Genomic DNA, 18,825 nt, shown 5'->3' with positions numbered 1-18,825 from the left:
GCTCACCACGGGTGAGGTCGGTCAAATCGGGCAGGGACGGCTTTTTCTTCATGACCAGCATGATGGACCGCATCTATATTGTTTACAACCTTTTTCGCACGGTACGCCTCACGCTGAACAGTCACAATTCATCTTGGGCAAGGTGTGTTTGTGTTGAACGAATAGGTTTCTAGATAATTCCCATTCTATCAATCACTTACGTCACTCTTGCCCTTTTTTATGCAATATCCGGGCTAGCGGAAGCGTTGATTAATTCTAAAATACAAGTCTGATCGTCATATCAATTAAGGAGCTAAATGCGATCTCATCTGGAAAATTCGAATTAATCAACACGTTATTAGCCACAGACACTCTACCACCGCCGAACCGAGGTCAACAACACGCTCTTACTGCGATTTGCATTGCAATGTATTCAGCCGAATTGAGGTATGTAGCGATAGTTTGTCAAAACGCACTCCGCCTTCGGATGATGTACGTAAGATGCGGAAAATATCGTAGGCGAACTGCGGCGCTCTTAAAGGAGATCGTATGGATTTGCAGAAACCTCTTGTATTGATTACCGGTTCCGAAGGTCGGCTCGGAAAAGCGATTGCCGCCGGCCTGGCAGACGCGTATGAGATTGTCGGTTTCGAGCGTGAATGCGAAGGCGATAACTGCATCAGTGCTGACCTGACTTCGGACGATGCCCTAGAACAAGGATGCGATGCGATGCGCGAGCGTTATGGCAATCGCATCGCCGCGGTGATCCATTTGGCAGCTTTTTATGAATTTTCTGATACGCCAAACCCGCTCTACGATGAGGTAAATGTCGATGGCACTCGCAGGCTGCTGCGCGTCTTGAAGGCGTTCGAGGTCGAACAGTTCGTCTACGCCAGCACCATGCTGGTCCATGCACCTAGCAGCCCAGGCCAGCCGATCAATGAGAACTCGCCTTTGAAGCCTGCTTGGCCATATCCGCAATCGAAACTCGATGCCGAGGGCGTCATAGATGCCCATCGCGGATCCATTCCGGCCGTTATCCTGCGTATCGCCGGCGTGTACACCGACGCTTGCGAACTGCCGTCGCTCGGCTACCAGATCCAGCGCATCTATGAACGGCAAATGGTGAGTCGCGTGTTCCCCGGCGACATATCGTCTGGGCAGGCGCTGGTCCATTTGGACGATGTTGCGCGGGCATTCCGGGCAACCGTCGAACGGCGGGCGCATCTTCCACCGGCGAGCACGATACTCATTGGCGAGCCGGTTACCGAAAGCTATCAAGCGCTACAGAACCTGATTGGACGCCTGGTGCACGGCGAATCCTGGGCAACGCGGCAGATCCCGAAAAGTGTGGCGGCAACGGGCGCATGGTTGCAAGACAAGATGGAGGAAGTGATTCCGGATGCGATAGACCGTGGCATTAAACCATTCATCAAGCCTTTCATGGTGCATCTGGCGGACGATCACTATGAACTGGATATATCGCGCGCCGAACAAACGCTTGGTTGGCGTCCCGAACATTCTTTGCGCCGCAGCCTGCCTGCCATCGTCGGCGCATTGCGGCAGAATCCGGTGCAATGGTACAGACGCAACAAGATTCAGTTGCCGATATGGCTGGAAGAAACCTCCGACCAGGCGGCGGCCAGCCCTAGTGCCATTGCCGATTATCATGCGCTAGATCGTTCCGAGCACCAGCGGACGCTATGGTGTCACTTCGCCAATGCCGCACTCGGACTGTGGTTGATAAGCAGCCCGTTTATCTTCGGGCTTGCACAGAACTGGCTACAACCAGGCGACATGATCAGTCCCAGCGGGCGCGGACTGGCATACTCTGATACCTGGATGACAGCGAGCGACCTCATCAGCGGCGCGCTACTCATTTTTTTCGGGTTGTTTTCGCTTTCGCGCGATGCGGGCTGGGCACGCTGGTCAGTTGCTGCGACTGGTTTGTGGCTGCTTTTTGCGCCGCTGCTATTCTGGACGCCCAGCGCGGCGGCTTATGCCAACGATACCCTCGTTGGCGCACTTGCTATTGCGTTTGCGGTCGCGATTCCGGCCGCGCCCGGAATCAGTCCGGTCGCGCGGATCAGCGGCCCCGACGCGCCTCCCGGCTGGGACTACAGCCCCTCTGGATGGACGAATCGGTTCCCGATCATCCTCCTCGCGTTTGTCGGCCTGTTTATTTCCCGCTATCTCGCCGCGTACCAACTTGGCCATATTGATGCAGCATGGGATCCTTTGTTTGGCGACGGCAGCGAGCGCATTGTGACCTCGTCGGTGTCCGAGGCGTGGCCAGTGGCCGATGCCGGCCTCGGCGCTGCAGTGTATGTCATCGAAATAATTACGGGCATTATCGGCGACAAGCGGCGCTGGCGTTCAATGCCGTGGATGGTTCTCTTGTTCGGCATTCTGATCGTTCCGCTCGGCGGGGTCAGCGTATTTTTCATCATTATCCAGCCGATCGTTATTGGCACCTGGTGCACCTTGTGCCTGGTCGGAGCACTGGCCATGCTGCTACAAATTCCCTATTCGCTCGACGAGATTCTCGCGACTCTTCAATTCTTGAAAAACCGCCGGCAGCAGGGCAAACCATTGTGGTACTTAATACTGCACGGCGATACGATGGCCGGCGGCAGCGCTGATTATTCGGATAATTTCGAGGCCTCCGCAGGTGCGGTCGTTCATGAAATGCTGTTCAGCGGCGTCAGCTTGTCATGGACACTGATGCTAAGCGCAGCACTCGGTATCGTGCTGATGTGCACCCGCCTGCTTTTTGACACCGCGGGGCCGGCTGCGGACAACGACCATATTATCGGCGCGCTCGTCGTGACGTTCTCGATCATTGCATGGGGCGATGTTGCGCGTCCAATTCGCTTCATCAATATCGGCTTCGGCGGCTGGCTGGTGGTGGCGCCATCGGTGATCAGCGGGTACTCCGGCACCGCCGGGGCAGCCTCCGTCTTGTTTGGCATTGCATTGATCTGCTTGGCGTTTCCAATGGGACGCATTGCTACGCACGTGGGCGCCTGGGACACCGTCGCCCGCTTCAGCCTGCATCTGAACAGACGTGATCGGTAATTGCCGCCAGAGCCCGAATGAGTGCCGCTTGGCCGCACAGCCAGAAAAATCGGGGAAGTTAATATTGTCCCTGCCGACTATGTCTTCGGTGATCTGCTGATTGGCTTGGAATGCGACGAAACGGCGTGCAGCTCCAGACCCCATCGTGTCATCGCCTGTGAAACCACGGTCAGTTCACCTGGACTTAGTCGATCATCGGCGCTGACAACGTCAAGCAGGATGCCTAGCAGGCTCATCTGCAAGTTCGGCGAATGTACATCGGACAGCAACTGATCGATCGTTTCGCGGTCGAGCGCAAGTTGGCCGCTATGATCGCGTAGCGATACAATTTGCATGTCGTCGCAAAACTCATGTACGACACGGTCGAATTCCTCCGGGCTCATTCCAAGCCGCGGGATAACACTATTTCTCTCCAATAATTGGAGTTCGGCTTTGTCGAGCCCGCTGTCGGCAAGCACGGCGGCAACGACAATGCGTGCGGGTGCTTCTGGCGTATCAGTATCGTAAGAACGCATGGTTTCTCCCATATTCGTAGGAATTGAACAGATCAATACAGTGTGTGCACCAACACAAATGGAACAAATGTGCTTGATCTAACTATCGTCATCCAGTTTATAAGCATGCATCATTTTTTCAAATTAAAATTTTTTGAGCCTGTCGGCTGCCTGCAATAGTCTGAAATGGCGTTTTTTACTATTGCAAACAAGCTCAGAAAAATAGCTGTGACCTGCTTTTCGGCACTACGTCGTCCCATGTCGAAATTCAAGTCCAGCTACACTCGAACTCCATGACTAATTGGATTTGACGCCATGCTACCGGGCTACGCTCGGGTATCGACGATGACCAAAACCTCGACCTCCGACAGGATGCCGTGCCGGCGAGCGGACGTTCGAGGACATGGCAAGCGGCGACAAGGTCGGTCGCATTGGCCGGGCTGCCCGATGAGCGGCCGGTCGAAACGTCTCGCCCCCGCCAAACTGGCATTGAGGGAAGTTATTTCGCGCACGTTCCTTAGCCCGAGCCAGGCAATCAACCCAGTATTGAACACCGCGAGGTGAATTCGTCTTTCAGTGTATGGTTCGAACAGTCATGGGAGAACAGAATGGATCTTCAATCTCGCGAAGCACGCCACCACCATCACCGCGGCAGCGACGCCGCGCTCGTGAACGCCGCTGACGCGGCAGTTGGCCCGGACAAGTTGTTCACCGACCCCGTTTGCGGCATGAAAGTGAGCGCCGACGAGACCCGAAAAACCGCGCATGCCGGCCAGGATTATTATTTCTGCAGCGCCGGTTGCATGGCCAAATTTCGTGCAAGTCCACAGTCTTTTCTAAACAAGGTTGAAACACCGGAGCCGGCAGTTGCTCAAAAGGGGGCGCCAACCACCTTATTCACCTGCCCGATGCATCCGGAAATCCGTAAAACCGCGCCAGGCAGTTGCCCGGTATGCGGGATGGCGCTGGAACCGGTGATGCCTTCGCTTGACGACGATGACAATCCTGAACTGGCCGCTTTCAGGCGCCGGTTCTGGTGGACGCTGCCGCTTTCCGTCGCGGTGTTCATGTTGGCGATGTTTGGCCACATGCTGTTTCCCGCGGGGATTCCCCGTCAAAACGTCGTCGAGCTTGTTTTAAGCACGCCTGTCGTCCTGTGGGCCGGATGGCCCTTTTTTGTCCGCTGCGCGCATTCCCTGCGTCATCGCAGTCCGAACATGTGGACCTTGATCGGCGCCGGCGTCTCAGCTGCTTATGGCTATAGCGTTGTCGCCACGTTCGCTCCCGGCTTGTTCCCATCCACGTTCACGGCGCACGGCGGTCGGGTCGGCGTCTACTACGAAGCCGCCGCGGTCATTGTATCCTTGACCTTGCTGGGACAAATCCTCGAACTGCGGGCCCGCTCGCAAACTTCGGCGGCGATCAAATCCCTGATGGGCCTGGCCCCCAAAACGGCGCGCCGCATTCGCAATGATGGTATTGAAGAGGACGTGCCTCTCACCCATGTTCATATTGGCGACGCGCTGCGGGTGCGTCCGGGTGAAAAGGTACCGGTCGATGGCGGGGTGACAGAAGGCGAGAGCGCGGTCGACGAATCAATGCTCACGGGCGAACCGATGCCGGTCACCAAGCGGCCTGGCGACAAGGTGATCGGCGCCACGCTCAACACCAGTGGCAGCCTGGTGATCCACGCCGAAAAAATCGGCTCCCAGACCATGCTTGCGCAGATCGTGCACATGGTCGCCCAGGCCCAGCGTTCGCGCGCACCGATGCAGCGCCTGGCCGACGTCGTGGCCGGCTATTTCGTTGTCATTGTCATCGGCATCGCGCTGCTGACGCTGCTCGGGTGGGGCTTTTTCGGGCCGGAGCCGAGCTGGGTATTCGGCTTCGTCAATGCGGTTGCCGTGCTCATCATTGCTTGTCCTTGTGCGCTGGGCCTGGCGACACCGATGTCGATCATGGCGGCCACTGGCCGGGCGGCGACGCAAGGCATGTTGTTTCGCGATGCCGCGGCGATCGAGGCAATGCACAAGGTCGACACGCTGATCGTCGACAAGACGGGCACCCTGACGCAGGGCAAACCCGGGTTCGACCGGGTTGTCGCGGCGCCCGGTTTCAGCGAGGACGATGTGTTGCGGCTTGCGGCGAGCATCGACCAGGGCAGCGAGCATCCGCTGGCACACGCCATCGTGGCGGAGGCCCAGCGGCGCGGCATGACCCTCGACAAGCCGGAAAGCTTCGAGTCGTCCAGCGGCATCGGCGTACGCGGCGTTATCTCCGGCCAGCGTATCGCGCTGGGAAATACCGCGCTGATGGATGCCGAAAGAATCGACTGGCGTGATTTGGCCAGCCAAGCCGAAGCGCTTCGCAGCGAAGGGGCAAGCGTCATGGTCCTCTCCTCCAACGAACACCTCGTCGGCCTGCTTGCCGTCTCCGATCCGTTAAAGGCAAGCACGATGGAAGCGCTTGAGACCTTGCGCGCGGCGGGCCTCTCGGTCATCATGGCCACTGGCGACGGTCTCACGACGGCAAAATCAGTGGCCAAAAAACTCGGCATCACAGAGGTGCATGGCGAAGTGACGCCGCACGACAAACTCGCGCTCGTCGAGCGGCTGCAACAAGAGGGCAAGGTGGTGGCGATGGCGGGCGATGGCATCAACGACGCACCCGCGTTGGCCAAGGCCGATGTCGGCATCGCGATGGGCACCGGGACCGATGTCGCCATGAACAGCGCTCACCTCACCTTGGTGAAAGGGGACTTGCGCGCCATTGCCCGCGCCCGGGTGCTTTCCCTCGATACGGTGCGCAACATGCGCCAGAACCTGGGTTTCGCCTTCGTCTACAATACCTTGGGCATTCCCCTGGCGGCCGGGCTCCTGTATCCGTTCACCGGGCTGCTGCTGTCGCCGATGGTCGCCGCGCTGGCGATGAGTCTGAGCTCGGTATCGGTGATTACCAATGCACTGCGTTTGCGCGGGACGTCGACGTGATTTGGTGACTGTTCAGCGTCTATGCCGTGGGCTGGATAGCATCGCCCGCGAAGGCGCGTTGTAGCACCTCGAGCATACCGTGGCCCTGTTTGCGTAGCGTGTCGAGACGGGAGCGAATGACGCAGGAATTGTCGGCGCCTTCGACGGTGCGCAAGCAGCCCGAAATTTTCTGTTTCACCTTGGGCATGCGCACGGCCCGTTCAGCCACATTGTTGGTGAACGGTACGGCAAGGTCGCGAATGAACAGCAGGATCGCGTCGGCATGCTTGCGCAAGCGCCGCAGCAGCTTGCATGCAACCGGCTGCTTGGCGCGGCCTCCCTTCCAGACAGCAAGTTCGCCCTCGGGATGCAACGCTTCGCCGGCGCCGACGATGGCATCATAAAGTGTCCTGAACGCGGCAATGTCAGATTCGCTAAAACGCTTTCTGGCCCTGCGTGAGGTCGACCGCCAGCGCCCGCACGTTGGGGCCGTATTGCACCGGCTCGGTCACACCGGCCGGGAAGGCACTGGTGTGCAGTTGCCCACACTGGCAGCGCACGGACAGAGTGCGGTGTTCGACGACATCGAACGCAGCGACGGGCACATCGACTACTTGGCGGCGTCCCCCGACGAGCGCATCTTGCAGTGGCAATTCATGATGACAGCGATCGCACTGTCCGGGCAGCGGGTAATCAATGCGCTTGGTCGGCTGCATGGCCTGCTTGAGTGTACTGCCCTTGTGGCCAGCTTGACCGCCGGGTGGTTTGCCGGAAGACTCGCGCAACGAACTGGTCTTCTTGGCAAGGCCATCGGACGAGGGCGGCTTGCTCGAATTGCAGCTGTTCTTGTTGACCTTCGATTCGGGCACCTCCAGGCGCGCCAGCAACGTCAGAATGAGGATGCCCTTCTGCTCGTGAGTCAGGCCGGTCAAGTCGGGAGAGGAAGGTTTCGTTACCATGTCCGCATGATGAACGTGATCCAGATTGTTTACGACCAATTTCTGGCGTTCATAGGGGCTGAACAGTCACGCCACAGCTACCATGGGCCCGCGGCGGCGCCATTGGCAGACCGTGAGCGCGGCAAAAATATGCTAAAGATAATGGAATAAATCGCCAGCAGACCCGTTCATCCTTATAACAGCCGCATTTTTTCGATCCGCAGCACTTGACAGGAGCATTTTCATGAAACGAGCCACATTTTCCGCACTGCTCGCTTTCCTTTCCATTGGCAGCGCGTTTGCCAGCCCGGTAAGCGATGCCGCCAAGGTGCGCTTTGCCGCCATCGGTGGCGGCGACACGGCCGTTGTAATGCATTCCTATGGCGAGAATGCGCAACTCACCTGGGTCGGCGGCCCGCTCGACGGCGTGTACGCTGGTGCCGACGCCATCCGTACCACCTGGAAAAAATTCGGTAAGGCAGTCGGTCCGGCGCGTGTGACCGTGCTTGCGTTGGAAGAGTCTGCTAACCCAAAGGGAACGACGATCGTGGCGAAAGTGCAGTTCGACGGCAAAGCCCAGGTGAAAGTGCGCTACGTACTGACCTATCGCGATGGCAAACTGGTAAGTGAGACCTGGCAAATCGATCCGAAGTTGACTGCTACGGCTACTTGAACCCGCAACCGAGTAATTGCCATGCCCGAACCAAGCGATCAACTTCTGGCTTGCATTCCACGCCTTCGCCGCTATGCGCGTGCTCTGGTAGGCGATCGCGCCGGCGCCGACGACCTTGTGCAGGACACTATCGAACGCGGGTGGTCGAGATTGGCCGGGTGGCGGCGTGGCAGCGATATGCGGGCATGGCTGTTTTGCATCATGCACAACTTACGAATTGATCAGGTACGGCGGCCGTCGCCCCCTACCGAATCGCTGAACCAGGAGACGTCAATGGCCGAAGCGCACGGGAGTTTGTCAAGCGCACTTGAATTGCGCGACATGGACACTTGCTTGCGCCAGCTCTCGGACGAACAGCGCAAGATCCTGTTACTGGTGGCGTTGGAAGAGATGAGTTACGACGAGATAGCGCAGGTGCTCAAAATTCCGGTTGGAACGGTAATGTCGCGCCTGTCGCGTGCGCGTGAAAAACTGCGCGCGAACATGGAAGGCCGGCCGTATGCATCGGCGTTGAAAGTGATCAAATGAATATGCTTCCAATCATGGAAACCGACCTGCATGCCTATGTCGACGGTAAACTGTCAGCAGCCAGGCGGGTTGAGGTTGACGCCTATCTGGCGCAACGTCCAAGCGAAGCAGAGCGACTACGCGCCTATACAGCGCAAAACATCGAATTGCGCGCTTTGTTCGATCCTGTACTGGAGGAGACCCTGCCGAGCCGCCTGACCATGCCAAAGAAACTGGCATGGCAATGGCGGCGGCTGGTAGCCGGCTTGGTCATCGCGCTGGTCAGCGGAGCCGCCGGCTGGTCGTTGCACGGCACCAGCAGCGGCAACCCGCAGTTTGCCCAGGCTGACGCGGTTCGCCAGAGGCCGGCGCCGTACACCTCCGGTCTGGCGCACCAGGCCGCTGTCGCCCACGTCGTCTATAGCCCAGAAGTGACGCGTCCGGTTGAAATCGGCGCCGATCAGGAAGAACAACTGGTGGCGTGGCTGTCAAAACGACTCGGGAGCACAATCCGCCCGCCTCGTCTGGGCAAGCTTGGCTATGAATTGATCGGCGGTCGACTATTGCCTGGCGCCCAGGGAGCCGTGGCCCAGTTCATGTATCACGATTCGGCGGGCCAGCGGCTGACCGTGTACGTTACGACCGATCAATCGCACAACAAGGACACTGGCTTTCGCTTCGTCCAGGAGGGACCGGTCAACGTGTTTTATTGGATTGACGGCAAATTTGGTTATGCGCTGTCGGCCGGCATTGACAAAGGGGAGCTTGCGCGTGTCGCTTCCGCCGTATATGAGCAACTGGAAAAACCGTCATGAACATTCTCAGCAACAGTCGCCGAATTTGTCGCGCAGTGGCAGTCGTCCTGCTTGGCCTCGCTGGCGCTGGCGCGCTTGGACAGGAAATGCATCACCGGCACGCAACAGTGGTGGCAAAGGCGCCGGTATTTGTTGCCAGCACCGCCAAACCGTTTGCCGCGCTCATGGCCGACGCGATGGCTGTCATGGACGACGGCATGCAGCATGCGCCGATGAATGGCGTTTCGGAACATGATTTTGTAACAATGATGATTCCGCATCACCAAGGTGCGGTGAACATGGCGAAGGCGCTCCTGCTCACTACCAAAAACCTCGAAATGCGCAACCTGGCGCAGGGGATCATCACCGAACAACAAAATGAAATCAATGTCATGCGGGCGTGGTTGCAACGCTACCACGCAACACCGGCCAAAATTGGTCCCCTTTCAATCATCAAGAAAGAATAAATCATGCAGACCCGTACCTTGTCCTTGGTCTTCGTCATCGGGGGCTTGTTCTCCGCCGCGGCCTATGCCACACCTGGCGCGCAAGACCGTGTATATACCGCAGACCAAAATACCAATACCGTGTCGGTGATTAACCCGGCCACCAATATGCTGCTCGGCCAGATCAAGCTGGGCAACCAGCGCCCGGATGTGCTGTCGCCGCTCTACAAGGGCGAGATCAACGTGCATGGGCTGGGTTTCTCACCTGACCACAAGACCCTGATCGCCATTTCAAATGCCTCGAACTCGGTGGTGTTCATCGATACGGCAACCAACAAGGTCAAAGGCATCACCTACATCGGTCGTTCGCCGCACGAAGGCTTTTTTACTGCCGACGGGCGCGAAGTGTGGGCCGTGGTACGCGGTGAAAATTACATTTCGGTGATCGACCCGGTCACTTTCAAGGAGAAAAAGCGGATCGAGACCACTGCGGGTCCCGGCATGGTGCAGTTCCATCCGAACGGTAAGCTGGCGTTCGTCGTGTCCAGTTTCAATCCAGTGGTCGATGTCATCGACATGAAGTCGCGCAAGGTCGTCAAGCACATCAAGGTGGTCAGCCCTTTCTCGCCTTTCCTGCAGTTCACGCCAGATTTTAAGGAAATATGGATGACGCATAAAGACGTCGGCAAGGTCACGCGCATTGATACCGCCAGCCTTAAAATAAAAGGCGTCATCGATACCGGTTTCATCACTAACCACCTGGCGTTTGCCAAGACAGTGGCGGGCACCCGCGCCTATGTGACGATCGGCGGTGAAAACGTCGTCAAGGTATACACCATCGACGCTTCCCCCGCACTGGTGGCGACGATTCCAACCGGCGCGCTGCCGCACGGCATCTGGAACTCCGACGACGGCAGCCGCCTGTATGTGGGACTGGAAAACGGCGACGCCGTCGACGTCATCGACAGTGCCACTAACAAGGTAATCGCGCGCGCGCCAGTTGGGCAGGCGCCGCAGGCTCTGGTCTATGTTTCAAATGCTGTGCCGCAAGGCGATGGCATGGCCAACCTGGTCCCGCGCACCAATAGCGAGCCGATTAACATTGCGCTCAAACCCGCTTCTGGCGAGGCTAAAGGATTTATAGTGGCACGTAACCTGGGCGTGGTGGATTCGCTGGAAGTGTCGCTGTTCAAGCTCAAGCCGCAAACGGTCTACAGCGTCTTTGTCACTGGCCAGGTTACACCGGTAGCCAGTTTCAAGACCAATCCTATGGGCATGGCCAACGGCACCGCAATCGGGCCAATGCGTGAAGTGAGCAACAGCCTGAACGCCAAGTCAGCAACTGCCAGCCGAATTTTTGTTGTGGAAGGGGACATGACCGCCGATCCACAAAAGGCAGTGTTAAGCAACGTCCAGTAAGCATCACAATTAATCTTGGCATGATTGCAGCAACCGCTTGCATAACAAATAGCAACCAAAAATGGCAACCAGCTTTGCTGGCCGCCGGTATTGCACGGCGCTGCCGGGCAAAAAAATACACCCGCGAGGAGGTATGTAAAAGGCCCATAAAAAGCCGCCGATGCAAATGAGTTTTTCGATCGCCAGCTGCTTTTGGCGCTCGGCGCCTGGTTCTGGATGCGTTAATAGACAATGTCGCTGCGGCGATTTTTCGCCCACGCCGCGTCATCCGTTTCTGTCGCCGCCGATTTGCTCTCGCCCAGCGAGACCGCTTCAACCTGGCTATCTGTGACTCCTAGAACGGCGAGTCACTTGCGCACCGCCGCGGCGCGCTTGTGACCTAAAACCAGGTTGCATTGCGTGCCGCCGCGTTCATCGGTGTTGTCCCGAATGATTATGCGCCGCCCAAGATGTTTGACCAGGTACCCAGCGTGACTTTTTACCACAGCGTTTGTCATCAACATCGTATTGTTCCCAACGGTTGTAATTTTTGTGTCCGTTACGCGCGTTCAACGCCAGACAATGCGGCCAGCATACGGCGCCAGACTTAGCAACAATGGATTTACGTTGCCGGTGATTGCTACCGTGCCCTGCCGCCGTCATAGCGGCCCGGCTTTCTGTTGCTAACGAGCCAAGAGCGGACTTGATTAGCGTCGCGCGCGCGCGCGAACTTTCCGTGCGCGTCCAGAAAAACCATGACCACGGCCCGGCCTTTCACCATCGCATGCAGCACCATGCAGCGCCCTGCTTCAGAAATGTAGCCCGTCTTCTGCATACCGATCTTCCAGCCCGAACTGGCAATGAGGCGGTTCGAATTGCGGTACACCGTCCTGTGCCTTCCTTGCTCGATGGTATGGTCGCGATCAGTTGAGTATTTCCGGATCAGCGGTTGCTGCTGCGCGGCGACGACCAATCTAGCCAGGTCCTCGGGCGTGGAAACGTTCGCGCTTGCCAGGCCGGTCGGCTCGACAAAGCGCGTATTGCGCATGCCCAGCACACCGGCTTTGGCGTTCATTGCAGCGACAAAGCGCGCCGTGCCACCCGGATAATGGCGGCCCAGCGCAGATGCGGCGCGGTTTTCCGAACTCATCAAGGCAATGTGCAGCATGGCTGCCCGGGTCAGGCGCGTTCCAATCCGCAGGCGTGAGGACGAGTATTTCAGACGATCGACATCAGCGTCGCTTATGACAAGCATTTCCCCCATATCCTGACCGGCGCCAATAACCACCAGTGCGGTCATCAGTTTCGTGACAGAGGCAATCGGCATGACCACACTCGCGTTTTTCTGATACAACACCTTGCGCGTGGTGGGGTCGAGAATCAGGATTGCGCTGGAGCGCAGCGCCGTCAACCTGGAAAAGCGGGGCGAATTGGCGCGATGCCGCTGTGCCAGCTTCGCTTTGGTCTGCCCGTTGGCGAGGGCATGTACTACCGGTTTGGCGGTGGCCGTGACACTGCGCGCCATTGCCGGCGGCGCCAAAGCGGTCAGTGCCAGCGCTACCACGATGGCAAAACGGGCGAAATTTTTTTTCATGACATCCTTATAATCATACGGCCAAGTCGCGTTTGCGAGCATCATTGCGGATCAGACGACTTCCTTGAACGTCACTCGTACTCGCAGTCCACTCTGCGGCGTGAGCGTGTCGGACAGTTCAATAATTGCGCCAATATTCTCGGCCACGGTGCGCGTGATTGCCAGCCCAAGTCCGGAACCGATCTCGCCATTGCCCAACACCCGGTAAAACGAATCGAATACACGTTCGCGTTCCTCTGGCGCGATGCCCGGTCCGGTATCGTCGACCTGCAACATGATCAAACCGTCTTTTCGCTCCACCGTGATGTCGACGCGGCCCCCCCCGGGCGTGTAACGCACGGCGTTGTCGAGCAGATTTTTGACCAGCACTTTCAGGTCAACCAACCGGGCCTGCACCTGGCCGTCTGCGTCGCCGATCACGCCAAGGTCGATCTCTTTCGCTTCGGCAAGCGGTACCAGGTCTTCGAGCACCTCACGAATAACGTCCCGCAGCGAAATCTTGCTTGTGCTATCGCTACGCGATTCCTGGGTCCTGGCCAGCGTCAGCAGCTGGTCGAGCAGGGCAAGCGTACGCTGCAGGCCGGCGCTTAGAGCATCGAGCCGGATCCTGGCCTCGTTCGGCATGTTCGCCGCGCTCAGGCGTTCGGCTTGCAATGACATGGCGGTCAATGGCGAACGAAGTTCATGGGCGGCATCGCCAATAAACCTGCGCTGCAAGGCCATTGAACGTCCCATGCGCACAAGCAGTGCGTTGATCGCCACCACGAACGGCCATACTTCCGACGGCAGGGCCACGTGATTCAACGGCCCCAGGTCGGCCTCGGTGCGGCTTCCCAATTCGTCAGCAAGCGACTTGAACGGCTTGAACATCTGGCGCAACAGCACGGCCACCAGCAAGACCAGCGCGGGAACCAGCAACAGGATCGGCATCAGTGTGCGCACGGCGCTGGCGCGTGCCGCCGCGTCGCGCACGGTGGTTTGCTGGCCTACCGCAACCCTGACACCGTTGGCGTTGGTTTTGACAAAAACGCGCCATTGTTCCTCTCCTACCAATACAGTCTGCAGGCCGTCGCTGAGCAGGCTGGAAAAGACCGGTGGTCGCTGCGCCGTGTCGGCAGGGCTCATGTTGCTAGTAAGCAAGAAACGAACCACCACGCGGGCATCGAAATCGACGTCGCCAACGCGTTCGCGTGCCAGCGGTGACGACGGAACGGCATCGAGCCTACTAATCAGGTAGCCGGTCTGGCGCAATTGGTGGTCCTGCATGCCATGAGCTTCATCCATGGCCGAAACAAATGAGATCGCGCCGGCCGCTGCGGCAATAATCACGATCACCAGCGTCAGCCACAAAGATAAGCGGAAGCGCAGGGAGGCCGCTACTGGCCCTTCGAAACCATCCATCCGACACCCCTCACGTTTTTGATGACCTCGGCTCCCAGCTTCTTGCGTAATGAATGTATCAGGAACTCCACAGCGTTGCTTTCCACCTCTTCGTTCCACCCGTACAGGCGATTTTCCAGATCCGGGCGCGACAGGATGGCGCCCGGGCGCAGCAACAGGGACTGCAGCAGGGAAAACTCGCGCGCTGTCAGACGTACCTCGATGCCATTGACGCACGCGTGATGGGTCGCCGGGTCGAGCGTGACGGAACCGTTGGACAGCGTCGGTCCGATGATGCTTTCCTTGCGCCGCGTGAGCGCGCGCATACGCGCCAGCAGCTCGCTCATGGCAAAGGGCTTGATCAGATAGTCGTCCGCCCCCCCGTCGAGGCCGGCCACGCGGTCATCGGTCGCGTCACGTGCCGTCAGCACCAGGATCGGAACATCGTTTTTGGCGGTCCGGATCGCGCGCAGCACTTCCATCCCGTCTTTTTTCGGCAGCCCCAAGTCCAGCAGAATCAGGGAGTAAGTCAACGCTGCAATACTGTTCAAGGCTGCCTGGCCGTCGCACACCCAGTCCACCGCATAGCTAGCGTCGCGTAATTCTTGCTGTACGACACTGCCGATCATCGGATCGTCTTCCACGAACAGCACCCTCATGCGCGCACTCCCGCTATCGGTTGACCTGCTGCCGGTGCGGCCGCGGCCGGCATTGGGCCGGGTAAGGGATGCTCGAACATTTCGCTTGCCACCCGCGACAAGTCGTTCATCCCCGCGCCGGAGTCAATGTGCGAGCGAAGCCAGCGCGCTTGGCCGCCGCCGCGCATGATCTCCTCGATCATCTGGCAGGCCTGGCTGAATCCTGGGTCAGTGGTACGCCTGGCGAGGCGTTCGAGGTCATCGAGCACGACCAGCCTGACCGGCCGCGCCACGCCGGTGGAGGGGTCGATCCAGTTGGCCTCGACGCCATCCTTGGCCGCATTGAAGCGATTCCACGCATACAGCTCGCGCGAATCGTCGAGCGGCCACTGCCCTTCGGTCTCGGCCACCTCGACACACAGTTCGCGCGCATAGCAGGCCAGCGCCGCAGCGTAGGCAGGATGCAGCGGCGTATCCAGAACGCGCAATTCAATTGTCCCGTATTCCGGCTTGGGCCGGACATCCCAATAAAAATCCTTGATGCTGTTGACAATGCCATGGCCGGCCAGGTGCGCGAAGTGTTCTTCGAAATGGCGCCAAGTACGGATGTGCGATGGCAGCGTGCCGCTCATGGGGAAAGCCCCGACGACATTGCTGCGTGCGCTGCAAAATCCGGAATCCTCGCCTTGCCAGCAGGGCCAATTGGCCGACAGCGCAATGAACAGCGGGGCGCGCTGTGTAAGCCAGGCACAGATCCGGATCGCTTCATCGGCGTTGGGAATCCCGATGTGGACATGCATCCCGAATACGGTGAACATCTTGGCCAGATAGCCATATTTTTTTGCCGATTCGCGGTAGCGCTCTTTGGGATAAATGCGCTGCTCGTTCCACTTCTGGAACGGATGCGCGCCGCCGCCTGACATGGCGGCGCCGACCTGGAAAGCGGCGCGCTGGACGCTGGCGCGGATTTCTTCAATTTCCGCCGCAGCGCCTTCGTAGCCGTTGAGGATGGACGTAGCCACCTCCAGCATCGAGGTGGTGATTTCCGGCGTTGCCACCCATTTTTTGCTCTGCATATCGAGCAGGCGCAGGATGTCCGGCGCGGCCGGCATCAGATCGTACGTCAGCCGGTCAAGAACCATCAGTTCGAGCTCGATTCCCATCGTGCCCAGCTGCGAGGCCATGAAGGGCGGCAGAAACGCGGGCCCGTTGCCGGCGACGGCAAGCGCCTGGGCCGCGTCGAAACGCTCTTGTTCTAGCGTGGCATCAACCATGTTTGTCTCCTTCGTGAGTTTCGTCGGCAAGCTTGAGTCCCCACCACGTCAGCCCCGGACCGATCAGCACATTCAACGCCGACAGCGCAGCCATTACCCTGGCCGCCGCATCGCCCATGTACGAGGCGCCGGTCATCGAATTGTCGACCACGAGCGAGCCGAAGCCGACCAGCGAGCACAACGACAGGGCAATGGCGTGCTTTTTGTTGGCGCTCCAGGCGCCGCTGGGCCGCAGTGCAAGGCGGGTCAGGCCGATACGCGCAGCAAACACCAGCAGCGCCACCATCAGGGGCATCCATTGGAACAGATGCTCGATCTGGACCAGCGCGGAGGACATCATGAACAGCAGCGCGTAGCCAATGTCCTGCGCTGTTTTGACCTGCGCCTGAAACACGTTTTCGCGCGTCTCGGCGTTGCGCAGCAGCAGGCCTATCAACAGCAACGACAGCAACGCGCTCGACGACGTCACCGAACACAGCCCGAGATCCATCATGAGAGTGGCCAGCAAAATCCCCGGGCGCAAGCCGGCCTGGGCTTTTGAAATGCGCGTTGCCATGGCATACAGACCATAACAGACCACGGCAATTGCGGCCCCCAGCGCAAGCTTACTTGCCTGGCGCAACAATTCCTCGGAAAATCCAAATTCGGCATTCAGGTTGTGGCTGCGCATCCACGCCAGCGAGCCCGACAGCGCCAACAGCGCCGCAAGGTTGCTGATGCCGACCGTATTAGCGGCGGCGTAAGTGGCCACCCCACTGGCGCTGGAGTCCGATACCATCGAGGAAAAAACCACGGGATTGACCGCGATGAGGATAGCGGCGATGAAGGCTGCTTCACCCCAGCCAAGGCCGAACGCTATAAGGATCGCCCAGGCTCCCAAACCGCGCAGGACACAGCCAAGCACGAGCACGCCACCTTGGCGACCGCTGCGCCACAGCCACGCGAGGTCCATCTTGCGGCCAACTTCGAACAAGACCAGTGCCGAGGCCGCGTTGAACAGTTCCTGAAACTGAGTCAGCAGTGCAGCGTCCACCATACCTAGACCGCTAACACCGAGAAGCAGTCCTGCGATCACCGCTCCGTACAGCTTGGGCCAGCCGCGCGACTGCAGTAGCACGCCGATAACTTGAGAGAGCAGCAGGCCGGCGCCGACGACTGCCAGCGGCGACAGCATCCACAAGGGAAGACCGGCCAGCTCTTCATTCATGCTCGAGCGCCCATCGGGAAGCCAATCCCGTCAGTTCGCGCTGCATCACCTGCGCAGCACGCGCGGCCGACTGCGAATCGGGTTGCCCTGCTGCTGCCGTCGGTAGTGCTGTCGTGATCCGCAGACGCACTAGAGGACCGTTTCCCTTGGTAGGAATCCAAACTTGTCCTTTTAGAATGGCGTGCTCGATCCATACCGCATAAAATTTTGCGCCGCCGCGCGCATGGCGCGGCGCCGGTATCAGGCTAAAGCCGGTGAGCCAGGTGGCCTTCGGATAACGCCGCGCCAGCTGCAGCTGCATTGCGGCGCGCTGTTCCAGACGGCTGTCATCGACCGCATACGGCAATTGCATGATTTGCGGTTCAACGCCGAGCGCATCGACACTCAAGCACAGTCCGCCGGCCTGCCACTGCAAGGTCTGGTTGCCGATCTCGCCCACCCGATCACCGAGATTGGCCTCAAGTACGCTGCGCAGCATGCGCGTTTCAAGCGGCCCTTGTGGCGCCTCGACAGGCGCGCGCAACTGGGCGGCGCGACCGGCCAGCAGTTTCCAGCGTCCTTCCTGCCAGTGCCGGGTGGCTGCCCGCGTCGACGGCTTCCAGCGCCACTCGGTGACGCTCCACTCGCCGTTCAAAAGATAACGCAAAATGACAATGCGCTTCTCCGGTTCGCGCTCGTCAATGATGCTCTGAGCTGCCCATGTACTTCGCCAGGCAGCGGGAGCTGCCGCGGAGCCGACTGAGCGCGCCCAGGCCCACCACTTCGCCTGAGAACTAACGCATGCCCCACTCCCAACCACGGCCGATCCGCTCCACCGCCTCATGCGCAAACGATCTTGCCAGGCGCATTCGGCAACGCCGCCGGCCCAGCCCGAGCTCGGCAAGTCGATGACGTTTTGTTCGGCGCACGTCCAGGGACGCTGTTGCGCCAGCGCCCTGTAATCGACGGCAAGATCGGGCACAACCGCCAAACGCGATCGCGCTGCGGCGGCCGCTGCGCCAGACGGGAAAACAACGCCCATTGCCACAATGCAAGCGAAACTGATCGATATTGCTGTGATGCCGGCAGCGAGCTGTTGAATCAATGTACCGACCTTTTGCGTGATGAACGTGAAAGTGCGGGCACCTAATTGCAGAGCCGGCTTGGCAATGGTAGAGGGAAACACTTAGTGAATACTTAGCGGCATTTACCTTCGGTTAAAAAGTGTAAAAACCTATATTTATTGACAGGTTACTATTGATTAGCGGTGTACTCCGACGATACGATTGCGTCGAGTCTGACGCTCAGCCAGCGCAACGGTTCGAGTCCGTCGCGCTGGGCGGTGGCAAGTCAATCCACCCAAGTTAAGACATTTCAGCAGTTTTTCTGAGTCATCTTCTTGTGTGGTTTTGCGCCTGGCTTTCGGGGCTTCAAACGATTCTCTCGATGTCGGTAGGTCCTCCCGGCAATCAACCCA

At 58.9% G+C, this 18,825-nt stretch carries 17 protein-coding genes; 7 read left to right on the top strand and 10 right to left on the bottom strand.

The genetic code is table 11. The annotated features are described in order from the left end of the window. Window positions 1-528: 528 nt before the first annotated feature. Window positions 529-3,057, top strand: a complete 2,529-nt coding sequence (locus CR103_RS20890; protein ID WP_099917836.1) for a vitamin K epoxide reductase family protein — start codon at window positions 529-531, stop codon at window positions 3,055-3,057. A 77-nt stretch (window positions 3,058-3,134) separates the two neighbouring features. Here CR103_RS20890 and CR103_RS20885 read toward each other — a convergent pair whose 3' ends face one another. Then, complete coding sequence (locus tag CR103_RS20885; RefSeq protein ID WP_143752696.1) at window positions 3,135-3,572, bottom strand: tellurite resistance TerB family protein; 438 nt, start codon at window positions 3,570-3,572, stop codon at window positions 3,135-3,137. Window positions 3,573-4,159: 587 nt separating this feature from the next. Between CR103_RS20885 and CR103_RS20880 the strand changes: the two genes are divergently transcribed. After that, a complete protein-coding gene (locus CR103_RS20880) occupies window positions 4,160-6,541 on the top strand; it encodes a heavy metal translocating P-type ATPase (protein WP_099917834.1) in 2,382 nt (793 codons plus the stop codon). A 19-nt stretch (window positions 6,542-6,560) separates the two neighbouring features. On the opposite strand, the gene CR103_RS23700 is transcribed toward CR103_RS20880, so the two are convergent. Beyond that, complete coding sequence (locus tag CR103_RS23700) at window positions 6,561-6,893, bottom strand: IS66 family transposase (RefSeq protein ID WP_229443749.1); 333 nt, start codon at window positions 6,891-6,893, stop codon at window positions 6,561-6,563. Window positions 6,894-6,954: 61 nt separating this feature from the next. Then, window positions 6,955-7,479 (bottom strand): DUF6444 domain-containing protein, encoded by a 525-nt coding sequence (locus CR103_RS23695; RefSeq protein ID WP_229443747.1) that lies wholly within the window; start codon window positions 7,477-7,479, stop codon window positions 6,955-6,957. A gap of 223 nt (window positions 7,480-7,702) precedes the next feature. Between CR103_RS23695 and CR103_RS20870 the strand changes: the two genes are divergently transcribed. Genes CR103_RS20870 through CR103_RS20850 form a run of 5 tightly spaced genes read left to right on the top strand, consistent with a single transcriptional unit; the run spans window position 7,703 to window position 11,297 of the window. Next, entirely contained in the window at window positions 7,703-8,131 is a 429-nt protein-coding gene (locus CR103_RS20870) for a nuclear transport factor 2 family protein (RefSeq protein WP_099917833.1), read from the top strand. A gap of 21 nt (window positions 8,132-8,152) precedes the next feature. Next, window positions 8,153-8,659, top strand: a complete 507-nt coding sequence (locus CR103_RS20865) for an RNA polymerase sigma factor (RefSeq protein ID WP_099917832.1) — start codon at window positions 8,153-8,155, stop codon at window positions 8,657-8,659. Continuing rightward, window positions 8,656-9,453: an anti-sigma factor family protein gene (locus CR103_RS20860; RefSeq protein ID WP_099917831.1), complete on the top strand. Its 798-nt coding sequence runs from the start codon at window positions 8,656-8,658 to the stop codon at window positions 9,451-9,453. The genes CR103_RS20865 and CR103_RS20860 overlap by 4 nt, the downstream gene beginning before the upstream one ends. Continuing rightward, the gene (locus tag CR103_RS20855; protein WP_099917830.1) at window positions 9,450-9,899 is read left to right on the top strand and encodes a DUF305 domain-containing protein; all 450 of its coding nucleotides are present in this window, start codon (window positions 9,450-9,452) and stop codon (window positions 9,897-9,899) included. The genes CR103_RS20860 and CR103_RS20855 overlap by 4 nt, the downstream gene beginning before the upstream one ends. Before the next feature lie 3 nt (window positions 9,900-9,902). Continuing rightward, window positions 9,903-11,297, top strand: coding sequence for a YncE family protein (locus CR103_RS20850; RefSeq protein ID WP_099917829.1), 1,395 nt, complete (start codon window positions 9,903-9,905; stop codon window positions 11,295-11,297). 347 nt (window positions 11,298-11,644) lie between these two features. Here the strand turns inward: CR103_RS20850 and CR103_RS23070 are convergent, their stop codons facing one another. From CR103_RS23070 to CR103_RS22295, 7 genes are all read right to left on the bottom strand, one after another. After that, window positions 11,645-11,800, bottom strand: a complete 156-nt coding sequence (locus CR103_RS23070) for a hypothetical protein (protein WP_188827428.1) — start codon at window positions 11,798-11,800, stop codon at window positions 11,645-11,647. A 116-nt stretch (window positions 11,801-11,916) separates the two neighbouring features. Continuing rightward, window positions 11,917-12,870: a serine hydrolase gene (locus CR103_RS20845; RefSeq protein WP_099917828.1), complete on the bottom strand. Its 954-nt coding sequence runs from the start codon at window positions 12,868-12,870 to the stop codon at window positions 11,917-11,919. Window positions 12,871-12,921: 51 nt separating this feature from the next. Beyond that, window positions 12,922-14,271, bottom strand: coding sequence for a sensor histidine kinase (locus CR103_RS20840; protein WP_099917827.1), 1,350 nt, complete (start codon window positions 14,269-14,271; stop codon window positions 12,922-12,924). After that, window positions 14,247-14,909, bottom strand: a complete 663-nt coding sequence (locus CR103_RS20835) for a response regulator (RefSeq protein ID WP_099917826.1) — start codon at window positions 14,907-14,909, stop codon at window positions 14,247-14,249. The genes CR103_RS20840 and CR103_RS20835 overlap by 25 nt, the downstream gene beginning before the upstream one ends. Next, window positions 14,906-16,192 (bottom strand): YbdK family carboxylate-amine ligase, encoded by a 1,287-nt coding sequence (locus CR103_RS20830; protein WP_229443745.1) that lies wholly within the window; start codon window positions 16,190-16,192, stop codon window positions 14,906-14,908. Before CR103_RS20830 ends, CR103_RS20835 begins: the two co-directional genes overlap by 4 nt. Further along, window positions 16,155-17,369, bottom strand: a complete 1,215-nt coding sequence (locus tag CR103_RS20825; RefSeq protein ID WP_099917824.1) for a cation:proton antiporter domain-containing protein — start codon at window positions 17,367-17,369, stop codon at window positions 16,155-16,157. The genes CR103_RS20830 and CR103_RS20825 overlap by 38 nt, the downstream gene beginning before the upstream one ends. Then, window positions 17,362-18,534 carry a hypothetical protein gene (locus CR103_RS22295; protein WP_143752695.1) on the bottom strand — a complete coding sequence of 391 codons (1,173 nt, stop codon included), beginning with the start codon at window positions 18,532-18,534 and terminating at the stop codon, window positions 17,362-17,364. Before CR103_RS22295 ends, CR103_RS20825 begins: the two co-directional genes overlap by 8 nt. Window positions 18,535-18,825: the final 291 nt, after the last annotated feature.

Origin of the sequence: Massilia psychrophila (assembly GCF_002760665.1) — a bacterium.
In the GTDB taxonomy this organism is placed as follows: Bacteria; Pseudomonadota; Gammaproteobacteria; order Burkholderiales; family Burkholderiaceae_D; genus JAFCUW01.
Note: the sequence above shows the minus strand (reverse complement) of the source record. Positions and strands in the feature narration are given on the sequence as shown.

What these genes read in the sequence shown, in the direction of transcription:
- CR103_RS20890 (WP_099917836.1), top strand. Translation starts at nt 529, where the DNA reads ATGGATTTGCAGAAACCTCTTGTATTGATTACCGGTTCCGAAGGTCGG.
- CR103_RS20885 (WP_143752696.1), bottom strand. Translation starts at nt 3,572, where the DNA reads ATGCGTTCTTACGATACTGATACGCCAGAAGCACCCGCACGCATTGTC.
- CR103_RS20880 (WP_099917834.1), top strand. Translation starts at nt 4,160, where the DNA reads ATGGATCTTCAATCTCGCGAAGCACGCCACCACCATCACCGCGGCAGC.
- CR103_RS23695 (WP_229443747.1), bottom strand. Translation starts at nt 7,479, where the DNA reads ATGGTAACGAAACCTTCCTCTCCCGACTTGACCGGCCTGACTCACGAG.
- CR103_RS20870 (WP_099917833.1), top strand. Translation starts at nt 7,703, where the DNA reads ATGAAACGAGCCACATTTTCCGCACTGCTCGCTTTCCTTTCCATTGGC.
- CR103_RS20865 (WP_099917832.1), top strand. Translation starts at nt 8,153, where the DNA reads ATGCCCGAACCAAGCGATCAACTTCTGGCTTGCATTCCACGCCTTCGC.
- CR103_RS20860 (WP_099917831.1), top strand. Translation starts at nt 8,656, where the DNA reads ATGAATATGCTTCCAATCATGGAAACCGACCTGCATGCCTATGTCGAC.
- CR103_RS20855 (WP_099917830.1), top strand. Translation starts at nt 9,450, where the DNA reads ATGAACATTCTCAGCAACAGTCGCCGAATTTGTCGCGCAGTGGCAGTC.
- CR103_RS20850 (WP_099917829.1), top strand. Translation starts at nt 9,903, where the DNA reads ATGCAGACCCGTACCTTGTCCTTGGTCTTCGTCATCGGGGGCTTGTTC.
- CR103_RS23070 (WP_188827428.1), bottom strand. Translation starts at nt 11,800, where the DNA reads ATGTTGATGACAAACGCTGTGGTAAAAAGTCACGCTGGGTACCTGGTC.
- CR103_RS20845 (WP_099917828.1), bottom strand. Translation starts at nt 12,870, where the DNA reads ATGAAAAAAAATTTCGCCCGTTTTGCCATCGTGGTAGCGCTGGCACTG.
- CR103_RS20840 (WP_099917827.1), bottom strand. Translation starts at nt 14,271, where the DNA reads ATGGATGGTTTCGAAGGGCCAGTAGCGGCCTCCCTGCGCTTCCGCTTA.
- CR103_RS20835 (WP_099917826.1), bottom strand. Translation starts at nt 14,909, where the DNA reads ATGAGGGTGCTGTTCGTGGAAGACGATCCGATGATCGGCAGTGTCGTA.
- CR103_RS20825 (WP_099917824.1), bottom strand. Translation starts at nt 17,369, where the DNA reads ATGAATGAAGAGCTGGCCGGTCTTCCCTTGTGGATGCTGTCGCCGCTG.